Below are 16185 nucleotides of genomic sequence, written 5' to 3' on the forward strand. Positions count from 1 at the left end.
TCGGCTCCGGCGGGTTCCCCGCGCGGTGAGGCGGCGGAGCCCACGGCGGAGCAGGGCAGGGACAAGGCCCGGCGCGGCAGGGGCAGGGCCGAGCATCCCTTCGGGCTGCGCCCGAAGAAGCGAGGCGGGGCGCTCCGCGCCCCGACCGCTCCCGCTCCGCGTGAGCGGATGCGGCTCGCTCCGCTCACCGCCAGGCGGCACGCGCTCCGCGCGACCGCCAACCGCAGGGCAAGCGCCTCGCGTTGCGAGGCGCGGCCGGCCTCCGGCCAGCCGGTGGCCTCCGCTGCGCTCCAGCCACCCAGGGCGGACCGCCCAACTCCCGTGCTGGCAAGGCGTGCCACGCTCCGCGCGGCCCACCCGCAGGGCTTACGCACAAGCAGCAGCAAGAGGAAGGGAGGTGACGGGTGGTCGGGCGGGTGACGGGGCGCGGGAACCCCGGCCCCTCGCAGAGGGGCCGGGGACTGAGGGGGCGTCAAGGCTTTTGATTGGGTTGCGATAAGGCAAGACTAACAGCTTTCAGCCACGTTAGAGGGAATTTTGGGGCTCCATGTGCTTCATTTTTGATGGCGAGATAGACTCTGGACTCAGAGCACACCACCCCGGACCGCTCCGAAGGGTTATCGAGATCCATCCCACGGCCTTGCCGATGCTCCGGTGAGGGAGAGCAACCAGCCGATCGCGTCAGTCCAACCGTAGCCCTTGGGGCTCCTCTACGTGCAGGTTTCCCGTTTCCCGCCGCTCGAATCGACCGGGCGGCACCCCAGGAGAAGGCAGGCGAATATGTCGAGCACAGACCGCGCTGACCAGCGAGAGGCAGCCCAGCGAGAAGCCATTGACGCGGTACTCCGTGCCCTCGAACTGCCTGCAAGATCGCTAGTGCCGGAGCGGGGTCTGCGGACACAGGTGATCATGGCGACCGGGTCCGGGAAGACCCGGGTGGCGGTCCGCAGCGCGGAGGAGCTCCACGCGGGCCGTGTGCTGGTGCTCGTGCCCTCGCTGGACCTGCTCGCCCAGACCGAGGCCGCGTGGCGCGAGGGGGGCCGCCGGGGGCCGATGATCGGGGTGTCCTCGCTGCGAGGCGAGGAGGTGTCCTTCCCCAACACCACGGACGTGGACGAGCTGGTGGAGTGGACGCGCGGCCTGGACAAGGTCACCGTGTACGCCACGTACGCCTCGCTCGGGCTCGGCACGCTGGAGCGGGCGCACGCTGCGGGTTTGTCGGCTTGGGACCTGATCATCGTGGACGAAGCCCACCGGGTTTCCGGCCGGATCGGGAAGCCGTGGGCGGTCGTTCACGACAACCAGAAGATCCCGTCCCTGCGCCGCCTGTACATGACGGCCACGCCCCGGCTGTGGCAGCTCGGGGACGAGGACGAGGCCGGCGCACCCGGCGAGCTGGTCGCGAGCATGGAAGACGACCCCGACGGTCCCTTCGGCAGCAGGGCGTTCACTTTGACGCTCTCGGAGGCCATCGACAGGGGAATCTGTGCCCCCTACCAGGTCGTATGCGTGGACGTCACCGACACCGCGCTCCAGGCCGCGCAGCTCCTGGGCGCCGAAGGCCGCTCGCCAGAGGTCCGTGGGGCCCGGCTCGCGGCTCTGCAGACCGCCCTGGTGAAGGCGTCGGCCGAGGAGGGCTTCCGCAGCACGCTGGTCTTCCACCACCAGGTCCGCGAGGCCGAAGCGTTCGCGGCCGGCCTTCCCGACGTAGCCGCGCAGCTGCACGCATCCGACCCCGAGCTGTACCCCAAGACGATCTGGGCGGACTGGCTCTGTGGCGACCACAAGCCGCTCCACCGGCGGCGTCTGCTGGGCGAGTTCGCCGAAGGGATCACCACGGACGGCACCGTCGTGGAGAAGTGCTTCCTGTGCTCGGTGAAGGTCTTGGGTGAGGGGGTCGACACCAAAAAATGTGACTCCGTGTACTGGGCAGATGTGCGCGGGTCGATGCCGGACCTGGTCCAGGCGGTGGGGCGGGCGCTGCGGATGCAGCCGGGCGAGGGCAAGGTGGCAAGCCTGGTGGTGCCGGTGCTGCTCGGGCCGGGTGAGACGGCGGACAACATGCTCACGTCCCGGGCGTTCGGCGGGTTGGCCAAGCTGTTGGAGGCGCTGCGGGCGCACGACGCGCGGATCGTGGAGAGCCTCGCGGAGCAGCAGGCCCCGAGCCGCTACAAGCCCGTAGCCAAGGACGAGAGCGGGAAAAGCACGGGTGGGAGCGGTGAGGGCTCCGGGGGCGTCAGTGGCCCCGCCAAGGCGCTGCTGAAGTTCTCCACGCCCCGCGACCCGGCCGCCCTGGCCGCGTTCATCAACCTGCGGGTCCTCAACCCGGAGCACGAGCACTGGCGGCGCGGCGTGGAGGCGGCCGTCATCTACGCCCGTGTGCACGGCGATTTGAAGGTGCCGTTCACGTTCCGCGTTCCTGCCGTCGACGACCAGGAGGCGGAAGCCGAGGGGTGGCCGGCCTCGCTCGCCGGGTTCCCACTTGGGCAGTGGACCGCCGACGCTCGCCGCTTCTATGCCCGCGGGGACATGGACGAGGATCGCGTCGCGCAGCTGGAGAAGCTGGGAATGATCTGGAGCCACTTCGACGTCGCGTGGGAGGAAGGTCTGTCCGCCGCGCGCGGGTGGGCGGCCGAACACGGCCACCTCCTGGCCCCGCTGGACGCCACCTACCAGGGCGCGAAGGTGGGCATCTTTCTGAAGAACGCGCGGGCCGCCGCCCGGAAGGCTGCCGAGATCGAGCAGCGGCGTGCGGAGGGGCTGCCGGTGGAGTCGGCGGCCGGGGCGCTGTCGGACGAGCGGCGCGAGCAGCTGGAGGAGATCGACGCGTCCTGGTGCCCGAGCTGGCCGGTGACATGGCAGCGGTGCTTCCACCTGGTCCGGATGCACCTGGACGCCGGTGAGGCGCTGCCCACCGAGACGGGCGAAGTTCTGCGCCAGGGCGAGGACCTCGGGCGGTGGGTGCAGTCGGTCCGGCTCGGCTGGGACCAACTCACGACCGTGCAGCAGTGGATGTGCGAACAGGTCCTCGGAATCGAGCCCGCCACCGAGGACGAGAAGCCGAAGCCGCGCCGCACGCAGGCCGACAAATGGGCCATGCACTACGCCGCCGCCAAGCAGTACTACGACCGCGAAGGGCACCTTCGCGTACCGAGGAAGCACATCGAGCGGATCGTCGGCGAGGACCAGGAGGAACGGCAGCATCGGCTCGGTGCATGGGTCAGCAACCAGCGCTCGCGCGTGGCGATGCTACCGGAGGACCGGCGCGAGCAGCTGTCCGCCATCGGAATGCGCTGGACGTAGACGGGTGGGTACGCCGGAGGGCTCGACCGCTGGGCGCGGGACTCAACTCCCTGTAGAGGGAGGCATTTTACGTGTCCGAACCTGAAGTCACGATTCGTCGCTCTACGTGCACGCTCTGCGTTAGGGTCTGCCTACCGGAAGGGCCCCGAGGGTGGGTTAGCGGCCGTTTCTCGCGGCCCTTCCGTCCTCTGGCAGTTGCGTAACGAAAGGAGCTCTCGTGCCCTCTCATTCGCTTCCACCTGGCAGAGCCTCAGGGGCTCTACTCAGTGGGTTCGACCGTAGCACGCTGAATTGGCAAGTAGCAGAACGCTCAGTGTGTCGACCCTCCTGGCAACACGGAACGTCGGGACCCCCACAACGAAATTGCGTGCCGTTTGGCACCGCGCCCTGTCATGCGGCGCTGACTCCATCAGCTTGTTCACCTGCTGATTCGTCCCTGAAAGCGACTCAGCGGACGAGGTCCGCTGTCCTGTCGGCGAGTACCGCCAACGGGTGTGCGCTCGGCATTTCGTTGCGCTGCGGGCTCCGATAACCGTCCACCGCGAAAACGAATCTTGCGAAGCGTGACTCACGCCACACGGATTCGTTTTTGCCTCACGTCGTCCGGATATGACACGTCGCCATGCCAGGAAAAAGTAAATCGATCACTTGCACGTCATGCGGATGTCTTTTCGAGCGCCGGAAGGGTAGCGGCCGTGTTCCGCGGTACTGCTCTCCGCGATGCCGATCCTCCGCGTTCCGCACCCGGAACTCTTCGTCCTCGTCAGTGACCTATCAGCGAGAAGTCAAGCTCATCAGCCAGTCGGTGGCGAGCCGGGCTCGGAAGCTGGCCCAGGTCGCGTCTCTCCCGGTGCCAGCTTTGCCATTGGAGGCTATCCGCCACTACATGGCCGTCCAGAGAGACCTCGACGACTTCATCGCCGTCGCGGTGCGCAGCGCGCTCGACCGCGGTGTCGACTGGTCGGACATCGCCGCCGTGACCGCCGTGAGCCCGGGCTCACTGAAGAACCGGTACTCGAAGTCGCAGGTCGCCCGCATCGTCAAGAACAGGAGGCAACGGCGTCCCGCGTCAGTCCCCTCTGCTGACATGGGCCAGATCGCTGATGGCGAGTCTCCCGTCCTGCCGCTCAAGGCGGAGCCGCACAGCCTCGACCCCGCCCGTGACGCCCTGGCCCGGGCTCTTTCTCATCTGCACCGCGCCTCGGGAGTGAGCGTCCGGACGACGGCGCTGTGGGCCGGCATCTCTCCCTCGTACGCCTATCGGATCATGTCGGGGGAACGGTGCCCGTCCTGGCCTACGGTCCAGGGTTTCGCCCGTGCCTTCGAGATAGACCCGGGCGACGTGTTCGAACTCTGGAGAGCGGCCAACGGCGTCCCGCCGGACTCGCTGAGCCAGCCGCGTGAAAGGGCTCTCGCCCGGTTCGCCGGCGCTCTTCGCGGCCTGCACCTGGCCTGCGCGCGGCCACCGCTCGCGACGCTCACCGACAGACTGGCTGGCCTCTCCGCGGAGGAGATGCGCACCGTCACGGCCCTGCTGTCCGGCCAGCCAACAACAAGGCCAGACAGCCTCAGCTGGACCGCGACAGCGGCTCTCACGAAGGCCCTCCGCGGCGACGTCGCACGGTTGCGGCGCCTGTGGCAGGCCGCGCAGCAGACGCCGCCTGACGCCCTGGACGAGTAACCGGCAGCCCCGGCCCCCTGAGTCCCCGTTCCGGGCATCCAGAAGACCACGACGACATCCCAGGAGAACAACGTGACCGACCCCACCGAACCCCCTGACCGCCCCGACATTGCGGAGGACCGGGACAATTCCCGCTCCCGCTCCAGCCCGGACATAGTCGTCCTGGTCGCCTGCATGTCCGTGATCGTGCTGCTGATGCTGGGGGGCTTCGTCCTGTATCTGTCCTGGCAGCACCCGTCACTGGCCATCCCCCTGGGAACGGCGGCCACTGTGATCACAGTCCCCCTCACCGTGTTCGGCATCGTCCTCGCACTGACGAAACGCTGACTGGACCTCGCGGAAGACGGGTGCGAGCACGGCTCGGTGCGGCACTGGCCGCCCGACGCACGTCCACTTGTACGCCGACAACCAACCCCGACCGGCGTGTGCCGGTCGGGACTGAGCGGCGCGGTGTCGGTGAGTGCGGCGGCGTGCGATCGATGTGACAACCCGCCCAGTTCTCGTCAATTTGACGATTAACGCGGTATGCTGCCTCTCACGGCGGGACTTCGCCTGCCGGGCGAGCCGTCCTCGGGAGGGTCACACATGGAGAGCGAGAGCGCGATCGGCACGGTCGCCATCCCGGCCGGGGGGCTGATCGAGCCTGCGATGGCCATGGCGTTGAACGTGCACTCCAGCCCGGGCGTGTACGCGCTGCTGCTGGGTGCGGGTATCTCGATCGCCTCGGGGGTGAAGACCGGCTGGGGGGTCGTGCAGGACATCGTCGGGAAGGTCGCCGCCGTCCGCGACCCCGACAACCCCGATGCCCGCGCCGAAGCCGCCGCCGACCCCGAGAAGTGGTGGGAGGCCAACACCAGCGAGCCCCTTGGCTACTCGGCGCTGCTGGCAGCCGCGGCGCCGATGCCGGCCTCCCGCCAGGCCATGCTCGCGGAATACTTCGAACCCGAGGAAGGCCAGGAGGACAGCAAGGGCCCAACCGCCGGGCACCGGGCCATCGCCCAGCTGGTCAAGCGCGGCAGCGTCCGGGTCATCCTCACCACCAACTTCGACCGGCTGACCGAGCGGGCGCTGCAGGAGGTCGGGATCTCGCCGCAGGTGGTGAGCCGTCCGGAGCAGATCAAGGGTATGAAGCCGCTCGCGCACAGCCAGGTCACCGTGATCAAGTTGCACGGGGACTACGCCGACCTGGAGCAGCGCAACACGGTCGACGAGCTGGAGACCTACCCCGAGGAACTCCAGCAGCTCCTGGAGCGGGTCCTGGACGAGTACGGGCTGATCGTGTGCGGCTGGTCCGCGGACTGGGACAAGGCACTCGTCCGCGCAGTCCAGGGGACTCGGTCTCGCCGATACCCGCTGTTCTGGTCGCAGTACGGCCGGTTCAGCGACGCCGCCCGGGGTCTTACCGCGCAGCACGGCGCGGTGGTGATCGACGGCATGAGTGCGGACGAGCTGTTCACCGGTCTCGTGAGCCGCGTCGAAGCCCTGGACCGGCTGACCACCGCGCCCATTACCCGGGACGTCGCCGTCGTACAGCTCAAGCGAGCCCTGCCCGACCCTCTACGCCGGATCGAGTTGTTCGACCTCGTCGATCAAGCCGTCACCCAGATCGTCGGCCGCAGCACGCCCGAGCACAGGCCGGTGTTTGCCACGTCCGCGACCTGGGCCGACACCTTCGGGTCCAACGTCCGCGGCTACCGGGCTGACAGCGAAATCTTGCTGCACCTGCTGGCCACCGGCGTCTTCCACGACGACGGCACCCACGACCACGTGTGGCAGCGCGCCGTCGAGCGCCTCGCCCGCCTGCGCGACACCTCACCGAGTCCCTTCAATGAGTACTTGGAGAAGGTGCGTCACCTTCCGGCGCTGCTGGCCACCTGGACGATCGGCGTCGCCGCCGTCCTCAACCGCCGCGAGGAACTGCTGGCCACCGTCCTCTACCACCCGGAGTGGGCCTTGCCGAACTCCGGCCACGCCCGTCTGGGGCCAGCGTGGTACCTCAACCCCAACCGAGTCCTCATTGCCGACGGGATACACGACATGCACCCGTCCGGGAACGGGGGGAGGTTTCTCTACCCCCAGAGCAACTGGCTGAAGGAAACGCTGCGCGAGCCCTTCCGACTCATCGAGACCAGCGACGCCGCCTACAGCGAAGCCTGCAACCGGTTCGAGTTCCTAGTGTCCATGGTCGCCATGGACACCGACAGTGAATTCTTCGCCTACCCCTGGTCCGGAGAATTCTTCCTCAGCTCTGCATGGGGCCACGACAACAACGGCCTCGCCAGCGTCATCGCGGAGGAACTCACCGAAACGTGGCCGCTCCTGCGCGCCGGCGCCTTTGGAGGACAGCTCCCCCGCGCTCAGAAGGCCCTCTCCGCGCTCACCGAGTGGAGGAGCCAGCACGGCAGAAGATGGTGAGCCAGCCTTCGAGGTCGTGTGGGGACCGCGTACCTGTCCCAGCAGCGGGGCCGGGCAGGCTGATCCTTCCCTGCCCCGCTGTCGTCGGTCAGCCGAAGTCGGCGGGGGTTGAGCTGGGCAGAAGCAGCGGCGCGCCGTCCTGACATGCGGCCTTCCAACGCTCGGCCAGCTCGTCCTTCCATCTCTTGGGCGGAACCACGGGACGCCCCAGGCGGCGAGCTGGTCGCGCTTCCAACCACTGGCGGGTGTGCGGGTGGCTTCGATCAGCTTCGCTCTTATCGAGCGCCTTTCGGGCCTGCCAGGTACTGCTGAACACGGCGGCGGGCCGTCTGCACTGGGTTTCCGCCGTCTTCGCCTTGCAAGATCCAAGTTCGGGAGAGGTAGTAGTCGGGATGGCGGATGGTGGTGAGTGTCCTGCCGTCTGGCTGAAGGCGGTGCTCGGTGAAGCCATCCAGGGCGCCGGCTCCGATGGGTGTGCGGGTCCACGGATTGTGCAGTACGTGGAAGCCCTCGCTGAAAGTCTCGTGGTCCTGCGGCCCGTAGTCACCGATGACATAGCCGAAGGGCACGGCCACGGACGCGTTCGGGTCAGGGTCGTACGCAAGGCCGACGCGGGCCATGACCACGTCTTCCGGCCCGTAGCCGCGTTCGGTTCCCATGCGGGAGAACTTCGACACGGTGGCGCTATTGGTGAAGATCACGGCGGCTAGGTGCTCAGCTTCGGGCTGAGCGAACAGGCCGCTCGGGATGGTCTTGTGCTTGTGCCGGTGTTCTGTGACGACTTGGGAGTTCAGCATGAGCGAGCCATCGCTGTCGCGGGTGGCTATGTCCCGGATCCCGTAGAGGTAGGTCGCCAGGGAGCTGACGGTGTGGATCAGGGCGCTGGGGTTGTGGAAGGACTGCACGGCGATCACGAAGGGGACGCCTTTGACGTGCGGCTTCTCCCAGTAGGCGTGGCCCTGCGCATCGCGGTGTTCGAGCTTGCGGCGCAGGGCTTTACCGATCTGCATGGTGAACTCCGCCTGTGCTTCCTCCATGTCGTCGGGGATGAGCCGACGTACTGCAGCGGCGATGTCTTCGTCGTCGGCCGTCTCCCCCTGTGGCGGGTTGGTGGTCGTCGCTTCGATGGCCACAGGAGTGTCGCCGGTCGTCAGGAAGTCCGGTGCGGGGCTGGTGCGGTCCAGTTCCTTGCCCTGTTCGCGCAGGGCGGCGAAGAGGGCAAGCTCGAAGACGCGAGCGGAGAAGCCTGCAGTCTGAAACTCGCGGACGAAGCTGTGGTCGACGTCCGGAAAGTCAGCGAACGTCTCATCCATGAGGCGGCGCGCGGCGGTGTACGCGTGCGCTCCGCTGAAGTCGCGGAACTCGCGGCTGACCTTCTCCAGCGTCATCTTCCGGGCGAGGTCAAACAGGCTTCGGGTCATCATCGGCCTCCAAGCCGCCGGTCGGACAGGAGTGGGGGTAGCGGGTGCCGTCGGTAGCAGCCAGCTGGGGGCGCCGCCGGACTGGTGGCAATGGACCAGCCAAGCGGAGCCGGACTGGATCCTTGTGCGTCCTTTGGCGCTACGGCAGGTCTTCCAGCCGGGCGAGCAGACTGGCGGCGGTGGCGACGGCCGCGATGGCGTCGGCGCGGGTCCAGGTGAAGTCCTCGGTGGTGCCAGAGTCGTCGTGCGATGCGCCGCTGAACAGCGCGTAGGCGCTCTGGGTGAGCATCGCCCAGCGCTCCTCCTGGTCCCGTTCCCCGGCCTTCTTCTGCACCGCCTGGTCGTGGACCCTCCGGGTATTGCATGCTTCACGTACGGGATCGAGGGCCGCTCGGGCGAGGGCAACGGCGTGCTCGTACCGTCCGTCACGGATCGCGGTCTTCGCCTCGCGGATCCGTCGCGCGCCGGTGGCCCGGGCCTCCACGGTGGTGACCGGGATGAGGACGTCGACGAAGGCGCCGGCATCGAGCTGGGTGAGGGCGTTACTCCACGTCGCGTGCGGGACGCGGATGATCTCCTGGTCGTCGGCGACGGGCCAGTGCTTCGTCTCTGCCAGTGCGGTCAGGGAGAGTTCGGCGCGCAAGGCGAGGTCGTTGCCCGCCCGCGTCTTTTCCAGTCCGCGCAGCTGCTGGTCGGTCACGCTCGTCTCGAGCGTGAGGTTCGTGGCGAAGGACTTCAGCCCGACCGGCCGCGGTGTGTGGAGGACGCCGATCCAGCTCGCGAGGCCTGGTGTCTCGTGCGTCCAGAGGGCGCCGGAGACAGAAAACGGCGCGTCCGCGGTGTAGTCGCCGTGGGCAGTCACCTCAAAGGTCAGGGCGAGACGGTGTACGTCCCAGCCTTGGAAGAAGTTGACGTGCCGCTGCGCCCGAATGTTGACGGTGTAGTCGTTCGAGAATCGGAAGTTGGCCATCGTTCCCTTGCCTGAATGAGCTCCTGCCTGATGGTGGCAGGTCAACCGACCCGGGCCGCAGTGGATTTTCGGGGAGCCGGCGGGTCAGCGCACGGTGGCGATGAACTACGAGGCCGCCAAGCAGTTCTACGAGCGCGAGGGGCACCTGCGGGTACCTCGGAAGCACGTCGAACGGATCGTCGGCGAGGACCAGGAGAAGCGGGAGCTCATCGGGAACCAGCGCAGCCGGGCCTCGACGCTGTCGCCGGAGCGGGGAGAGCAGCTGTCCACGATCGGAATGCGGTGGGCGTAGCTGTACCGACAGGCAGTGGGGCCGACAGGGTGGTTCTGTCCGGCCCCACACCTCTGGTGAGGACGTAGGTGGTGTCAGTAGCCGATCAGCGCATGCAGCCCGAGGATGCTCGCGCCTGCTGTAGAGACGCTGGCGAGTACGGCACCCGCCGCGTTGCCTGTGCTGAAGAGGGTCAGCATGCCGACAATTGTCCCGAGGAAGGCGGCCGTCACAAGCACAAGTACGGCACGCTGCGAAAGCAGCGGCTCGGAGACTCGTCCTTGAGGTCCGGGTGGGGGCGTCATGCAGACTCCCTCTCCCGTCCCGTGCGCACCGTGTACGCGTACCGTGGCATGGCGGTGAGCTGCCGAAGGACCCACGACCAACGGGACCGCCGCGAAGAGAGGTCGGCGAGATAGCCTTGTTGCTCCTCCAGCCAGTCTTTCCGCTCGTCTAACGGCAGCAGCCGCGTAGCGCATCGCAGCAGACGGTCCAGCCACCTCACCGGCTCAGCTGCCCCGGAAGGCAGCGCGGGCACGATGCCGACCTCCAGCTGCCCGGTCGCGACGACAACCCCGCGACGTTGTTCGTCGTACTGCCTCACGGCTTCCTTGCTCACTACCACGCTTTGCCCATCTACCAGTCGGCCGGCCTTCATACCGACAAGCCTCACGGTGTAGTGAAAGCTGTTCTCACTGGTACGCGCCTCGGAGCAGTGGCTCAAGCCCGCGAGTTCGATGGCGAGCCGAACGGCTGCGCCAGACAGGTCTCGATCTGTTGTTGGTGCTTTGCGAAACGAGATTCTCACAGCGCACCCTCAACAAGTCCTGGGCGTGCGGGGGCGCTGCTGGTCGTAGCGACGGTGGCCGCAGCAAGAGCGTACGAGGCTTGTTCAGCGCCCTTGTCAGTGAGGCGGTAGAAGCGGCGGCGGGGGCGGCCCTCAGCCTCGGCGGTGTCGTCCTCCTCCCAGTAGCGCTCAACCCATCCGGCCTGGCGGAGACGTTCGAGAAGGGGAAATAGGGTGCCGTTGGGCAGGTCGGTCATCTTCGACAGCTCCAGGCCGTAGAGCCCGTCCGCGAGCACCGCGGCGCGGCGCTCGCCGTCAGCGCTCCGGCCGAGCAGCGCGCGAAGCACCGTCTGGGTGTGTGGGGTCATCTTCGGTTCCGACATGCCAGCAATCTACCTAGGTAGATGAGCGACGTCTACCTAGGTAGATTGCTGGCGTGAGTGGGCGTCGGGCGCAGGCCCGTCACCGAGGTGCGCCTGCGCTGGCTGGTGGCAGGCCCTCGGCAGGGGCGACCGGGCTGATCGGCTGACGTAGGTCCAGGTAGCAGCGCAGCCGTACGCCGGGCTCCCCCGCATCCCGCGTCGTCCTCTCCGCTGTCGCGGTTGCCCACCGTTCGGCGAGCAGCTGCTGGAAGGCGAGCGCGGTGGCGGCGTCGGCGGCCGCGACGTCGACGACGAGCAGGCCCGGCTCGCTCACGTGCGCCTCGTGGATCGGGTCCATGTACGCACTACGCCCGGTCACCCCGGGAGAGTTCCGCCGCTGCCGTGTCTTCACCCGACCGAGTGGCAGGCCGTCAGGGACTGTCGCTGCACCAGCCCCAGCGGGCCGGATCGCGGGCGCGGGTCGTCGTCCTGCCGCGCATCAGCTGGCGTCATGCGCACCGCGGCCCCTGACGCCCAGGTGCTGGCACCCGTACTCGATCCGGACTGGGTCGCCAACCGCTCCCGGAAAGAGCGCGAGAGACGGTAGGTCTCCGACTCCCTTACTGGCATTCGACCAGCGAGAGGAAGTTCGACAGCGCAAGGCCCGGATCAGGTGTCCGGGCCTTCGTCGTGCCCCGAAATCTTTCCTCCAGGTCGCTGCTGTCCGGGTCCGGGCTTCCAGCCCTAGGGGGTGAAGGAGCCGTGCCCGCCAGGACGAGACGCAAGCACCCGAGTCCTGTCACTGTCCCGCCCGCCAGTCGAACTCAAGTCGGAGGCAGTACCGATGACCACCCGTCACACAGCCGGGGCAACACCCGCGCCGATCGCCGCTACGCTGAACACGCCACCCTGAGCCAGGGCTACGACCCCACAGGGACGCTCTCAGGCAGAGAGCCGCAGGACCGCCGACCGCGAGGCGCTCATCACCCCCACGCGGACGACACCACCACAGGTGTCCGCTGTCCTCGATCCCTCTGCTCAAGGGAGCAGCATCATGACCCGGGACAACGCTCCCGCGCCCGTCCAGCCGCCCGACCTCGCGCCCGTCCCGCAGCAGCCCGCTGTCGGTGCCGGCCTGAGCGCCGCGATAGCCCAAGGGGCCGCCCAGGGGGTCGCCCGGTCCATCACGGCCCGGCTCGTGGACAAGTTCCTCACCAATCCGCCTGACTGGCTCAGAGCCCTGTGGAACGCGCTACCGAGGCCTTGGGAGTAGCCACAGCGGGTGTAGCAGCTTTCCGCGATCGGGATGCGGTGGGCGTGGCACACCGGTGTTCACAATCTTCTGCCCCGCTACGACATGGTTCCCGCAACCACTTGACCACGCCGGTACGTCCTTGGGGCATGGCTACTGCTACACCCGAACCCCCGTCCAGTCGGTCGCTGCGGTGGGCGTACTGCGGCCACGGCGCCACATCGGCTGATTCAGTCGGTTGTCGCGGCATCCGCGTCGGTGACCACACCTCCTGCCTGGCCCACCTAAATGAGGCCCACCGCGCCGCATACCTCGCGACACTGTCACCCGGTGCCGACATTGACCACCGCGGCACCCCCTTCACCCTTGAACTGCTGGACCAGTTACTCGCCGCCCTAGACGACCCCGCCACCGGTGCACCCCACATAGGCGCTGCCTGGTTCGATGAGGCGACCTTCAGTGACATCGCTCGGTTTGGTGGGGCGACCTTCAGCGGCGTTGCCCGGTTTGGTGGGGTGGCCTTCCCGCCTGAAGCCCGGTTCGAGAAGGCGACCTTCACCGGCGATGCCTGGTTCGACGAGGCGACCTTCACCGGTAGAGCCGGGTTTGCTGGAGCGACCTTCAGCGGCGTTGCCCGATTCGACAAGGCGACCTTTTCTCACTTCGTAGACTTCCAGAAGGCGACCTTTGCCAGCGGCACCTGGTTCACCAGGGCGACCTTCGCCACCGGCGGCACCTGGTTCACGAGGGCGACCTTCACCGGCGACACCCGGTTCGACGAGGCGACCTTCCCACGGGAGACCTGGTTCGAGTGGGTAACCTTCACTGGTGACACCCGGTTCAACCGGGCGAACTTCGCACATGAAACCTGGTTCACAAGGGCGACCTTCACCGGCGACGCCCGGTTCGATGGGGCGAACTTCGCACATGAAACCTGGTTCTCGAGGGTGACCTTCTCCGGCGACGTCCGCTTCGACTACGCGCAGTTCAGCGACACCATCGACTTCGAAGGGACGACTTTCACGGGCAACGCTCAGTTTTACTGGACAACGCTTACCGGCGACGCCCGGTTCGGCGGGACTCAGTTCAAGGACTCGCCCCGCTTAGGGCCGCTGGTCTGCGCCAAGCAGGTCGTGCTGGACCGTGCGGTGTTCCAGCAGCCGGTGACGGTGGAGATCGTCGCGCGTCAGGTGAGCTGTGCGCGCACCCGGTGGGCAGCGACCGCCACTCTGTACCTGCGCTACGCCGAACTGAACCTGCGGGACGCGGTTATCGAGTATCCGGTGCTGGTCGCCGCCCGCTCCAGCCCATTTCCCACCTGCAACCCCGGCACACTCATCCGCAGTCGCCATGGTCGTGAGGTACCGATGGACGACCTGATGGAGGAACCACTGTCCGGAGCCGAACCTGGCGTGCGCCTGGTGTCGATGGACGGGGTGGATGCTGCGCACCTGGTGTTGCACGACGTCGATCTAAGCAGGTGCCGGTTCGCCGGCGCCGTCCACCTCGACCAGCTGAGGGTGGACGGCTGGTGCACCTTCGCCACCACCCCCACCGGCTGGAGTCGGCGCTTCCCCTGGCGGTGGAGCCGGCGTAACACCGTGACTGAGGAGCACCACTGGCGGGTGCGCACAGGCCGCCACCCCGACAGGGCCACCGCACGGGGCTGGACTAGCCCGCTACAGGATGCTCCAGAGCTGAAGCCGGCAGCGGTGGCGGCGTTGTACCGGCAGTTGCGCAAGTCCCTCGAGGACGGTAAGAACGAGCCGGACGCCGCCGACTTCTACTACGGCGAATGCGAGATGCGCCGCCACGATCCCGGCCGGCCCTGGGGCGAGCGCGCACTGCTGGCCCTCTACTGGGCATTCTCCGGATACGGGCTGCGCGCCACCCGCGCCCTGGCATGGCTGGGGGCGGCCATGGCCGTCACGATCGCGGTGATGATGGTGTGGGGCCTGCCCGCCGATGACCCGAAGCCGACCACCACCGGGCTCCAGGTTCCCGTCGGACAGACGGTCGAGCTGACCACCGACACCCCAGACCCGGTAAACCCCACCGGTCCGCTGACCGAACGCGTCACCACCGAACGGTTAGAAAAGGGGCTGCGGGTGGTGATCAACTCGGTCATCTTCCGCTCCTCCGGACAGGACCTCACCACCACCGGCACCTACACCGAAATGACCTCCCGGTTGGCCGAACCCGTCCTCCTAGGCTTGGCCGTCCTCGCCGTCCGCGGCCGCGTCAAACGCTGACCACCGCCCATGCAAGGCAGGGAAGACAGAGAGCCGCGGCCATCTGAAGTGACTCGTCGCGGTCCTCGGTGAACTGGGCCCAGCTGTCGTGGTGGACCGGGACGACACGGCGGGCGTCGAGAATCCGGGTGGCCTCGGCCGCCTGCGCACTGCCAGGACGATCAGGTTGCCATCGAAGACCATGGGGAAACGGGGAGCGCCGGCGAACAGGAGGGCGGTGTCGATCGGGGCGAAGCGCTCGGCGATCTCCCTGACCGCGTCGAGCGAGGCGTTGTCGCCGCTGACGTAGACCGTCGGCAGGCCCTCGCCCGTCAGGACGAAGCCGACGACCTGGCCGGCGAAGGGCGCGCTTCTTGTGAGGCTGGCGGTGGTCGACCTGCTCCACACCCTACCGATCCGGGCGGCGTCCGGGTGCGTGGACCACCCTGAAGGCAGACGCTAGGAACATGGCTGGGAGACAGTGGCATGGTCAAAACGAGATTGAAGGCCGGTGTGCCTACCCCCACTGCGGAGCACCGCTCATCGAGAAGTACACCGACTTCGAGAACACGGATGGCGAGATCATCCGTGTCACCGATAGCAATCCGTGGTGCACAAACGGGCACCCTCAACCGCTAGAGCAACCCGGCGGCGAGACATCGACAAACGAGAGCTAGTGCCGTGGCAGGCAACGTTTGCCCGTCAAGGAGCGGCGTCCGGTGCGTGCTCTCGGCGTGCCGGGTGCAAGCCCTCGTACTGGGTGTACTTGGGCTTGCGCCCGGTGCGGCGAGAGTGCGTGCCGGGCGTCGCGACGGGGCGAACGTTGCCTGCCGCGGCACTAGCTGAGGGAGCCGTCCAAGAACCGATCGGTTCCCGAACACTGCTCAGCGAGCGTCTCACGCGGCGCTTCGGGTGTTCGGGAACGGTGTCCGACAACTGCGAACTGGTGGGGCCTTAGAGCTCGTAACACGATCATGATCGGTGCTTCTTGAGCCGCCTCCAGCAGATGAGGCTGCAGGCGAGGGATACGAACGCGTCGTGGAGTTCGGTGCGGCGTTCCCATCGCACGGCGAGCCGTTTGAACTGGTGGAGCAGGGCGAAGGTCTGCTCGACGACGTAACGGAGCTTGCCCATGCCCTGGATGTTCGGGGCGCCTTTGCGGGAGATGACGGGCAGGATCCGGCGTCTGCGCAGCTCGTCGCGGTTGCGGTTGGAGTCGTAGCCCTTGTCGCCGAGCAGGGCCTCGGGTCTTCTGCGGGGCCGGCCGGGGCGGCCGGCGACGGGCGGGATGCCGTCGATGAGGGCGAGGGTCTGGGTGACGTCGTTGACGTTGGCCGCGGTCGTGATGACTTTGAGCGGGGTGCCGCGTCCGTCGCAGATCAGGTGGTGTTTGCTGCCCGTCTTCCGGCGGTCGACCGGCGACGGGCCGGTGTCGGCGCCCCCTTTTTCGCGCGGATGTGGGAGCCGTCCACGCACGCCCTGGACCAGTCGA

12 protein-coding genes and 1 pseudogene are annotated in these 16185 nt (G+C 67.7%); 7 read left to right on the forward strand and 6 right to left on the reverse strand.

Annotation, left to right across the window (positions count from 1 at the left end):
- Positions 1 to 780: 780 nt before the first annotated feature.
- The 4 genes from ABTX62_RS36835 (at position 781) to ABTX62_RS36850 (ending at position 7399) form a co-directional block, all read left to right on the forward strand.
- Positions 781 to 3303, forward strand: coding sequence for a DEAD/DEAH box helicase (locus ABTX62_RS36835; RefSeq protein ID WP_352120262.1), 2523 nt, complete (start codon positions 781 to 783; stop codon positions 3301 to 3303).
- An 886-nt stretch (positions 3304 to 4189) separates the two neighbouring features.
- Positions 4190 to 4984, forward strand: a complete 795-nt coding sequence (locus ABTX62_RS36840; RefSeq protein ID WP_352120263.1) for a helix-turn-helix domain-containing protein — start codon at positions 4190 to 4192, stop codon at positions 4982 to 4984.
- 72 nt (positions 4985 to 5056) lie between these two features.
- Positions 5057 to 5311, forward strand: coding sequence for a hypothetical protein (locus tag ABTX62_RS36845; RefSeq protein ID WP_352120264.1), 255 nt, complete (start codon positions 5057 to 5059; stop codon positions 5309 to 5311).
- A gap of 258 nt (positions 5312 to 5569) precedes the next feature.
- A complete protein-coding gene (locus tag ABTX62_RS36850; protein WP_352120265.1) occupies positions 5570 to 7399 on the forward strand; it encodes an SIR2 family protein in 1830 nt (609 codons plus the stop codon).
- A gap of 275 nt (positions 7400 to 7674) precedes the next feature.
- Here the strand turns inward: ABTX62_RS36850 and ABTX62_RS36855 are convergent, their stop codons facing one another.
- Positions 7675 to 8820 (reverse strand): hypothetical protein, encoded by a 1146-nt coding sequence (locus ABTX62_RS36855; protein ID WP_352120266.1) that lies wholly within the window; start codon positions 8818 to 8820, stop codon positions 7675 to 7677.
- A gap of 139 nt (positions 8821 to 8959) precedes the next feature.
- Positions 8960 to 9790, reverse strand: a complete 831-nt coding sequence (locus ABTX62_RS36860; protein WP_352120267.1) for a hypothetical protein — start codon at positions 9788 to 9790, stop codon at positions 8960 to 8962.
- A gap of 100 nt (positions 9791 to 9890) precedes the next feature.
- On the opposite strand from ABTX62_RS36860, the gene ABTX62_RS36865 reads away from it, so the two are divergent.
- Complete coding sequence (locus tag ABTX62_RS36865; protein ID WP_352120268.1) at positions 9891 to 10082, forward strand: helicase associated domain-containing protein; 192 nt, start codon at positions 9891 to 9893, stop codon at positions 10080 to 10082.
- A gap of 783 nt (positions 10083 to 10865) precedes the next feature.
- Here the strand turns inward: ABTX62_RS36865 and ABTX62_RS36870 are convergent.
- Together ABTX62_RS36870 and ABTX62_RS36875 are read right to left on the reverse strand one after the other, a co-directional pair.
- On the reverse strand, positions 10866 to 11231 hold the full coding sequence (locus ABTX62_RS36870; RefSeq protein ID WP_352120269.1) for a PadR family transcriptional regulator: 366 nt from the start codon (positions 11229 to 11231) through the stop codon (positions 10866 to 10868).
- Between the two features lie 79 nt (positions 11232 to 11310).
- Complete coding sequence (locus ABTX62_RS36875) at positions 11311 to 11589, reverse strand: DUF6207 family protein (protein WP_352120270.1); 279 nt, start codon at positions 11587 to 11589, stop codon at positions 11311 to 11313.
- Between the two features lie 675 nt (positions 11590 to 12264).
- On the opposite strand from ABTX62_RS36875, the gene ABTX62_RS36880 reads away from it, so the two are divergent.
- Together ABTX62_RS36880 and ABTX62_RS36885 are read left to right on the forward strand one after the other, a co-directional pair.
- On the forward strand, positions 12265 to 12483 hold the full coding sequence (locus ABTX62_RS36880) for a hypothetical protein (protein WP_352120271.1): 219 nt from the start codon (positions 12265 to 12267) through the stop codon (positions 12481 to 12483).
- A gap of 128 nt (positions 12484 to 12611) precedes the next feature.
- Entirely contained in the window at positions 12612 to 14714 is a 2103-nt protein-coding gene (locus ABTX62_RS36885) for a pentapeptide repeat-containing protein (RefSeq protein ID WP_352120272.1), read from the forward strand.
- On the opposite strand, the pseudogene ABTX62_RS36890 reads toward ABTX62_RS36885, so the two are convergent.
- Together ABTX62_RS36890 and ABTX62_RS36895 are read right to left on the reverse strand one after the other, a co-directional pair.
- A pseudogene (locus tag ABTX62_RS36890) lies at positions 14704 to 15059 on the reverse strand (MBL fold metallo-hydrolase); the annotation flags it as partial. The gene ABTX62_RS36885 and the pseudogene ABTX62_RS36890 sit on opposite strands and share 11 nt — an antisense overlap.
- Before the next feature lie 606 nt (positions 15060 to 15665).
- Positions 15666 to 16185, reverse strand: a 520-nt coding sequence (locus ABTX62_RS36895; RefSeq protein WP_352120273.1) for an IS5 family transposase, incomplete at its 5' end; no start/stop codon positions are given.

This window comes from Streptomyces sp. NPDC096046 (assembly GCF_040303285.1).
Lineage (GTDB): Bacteria > Actinomycetota > Actinomycetes > Streptomycetales > Streptomycetaceae > Streptomyces.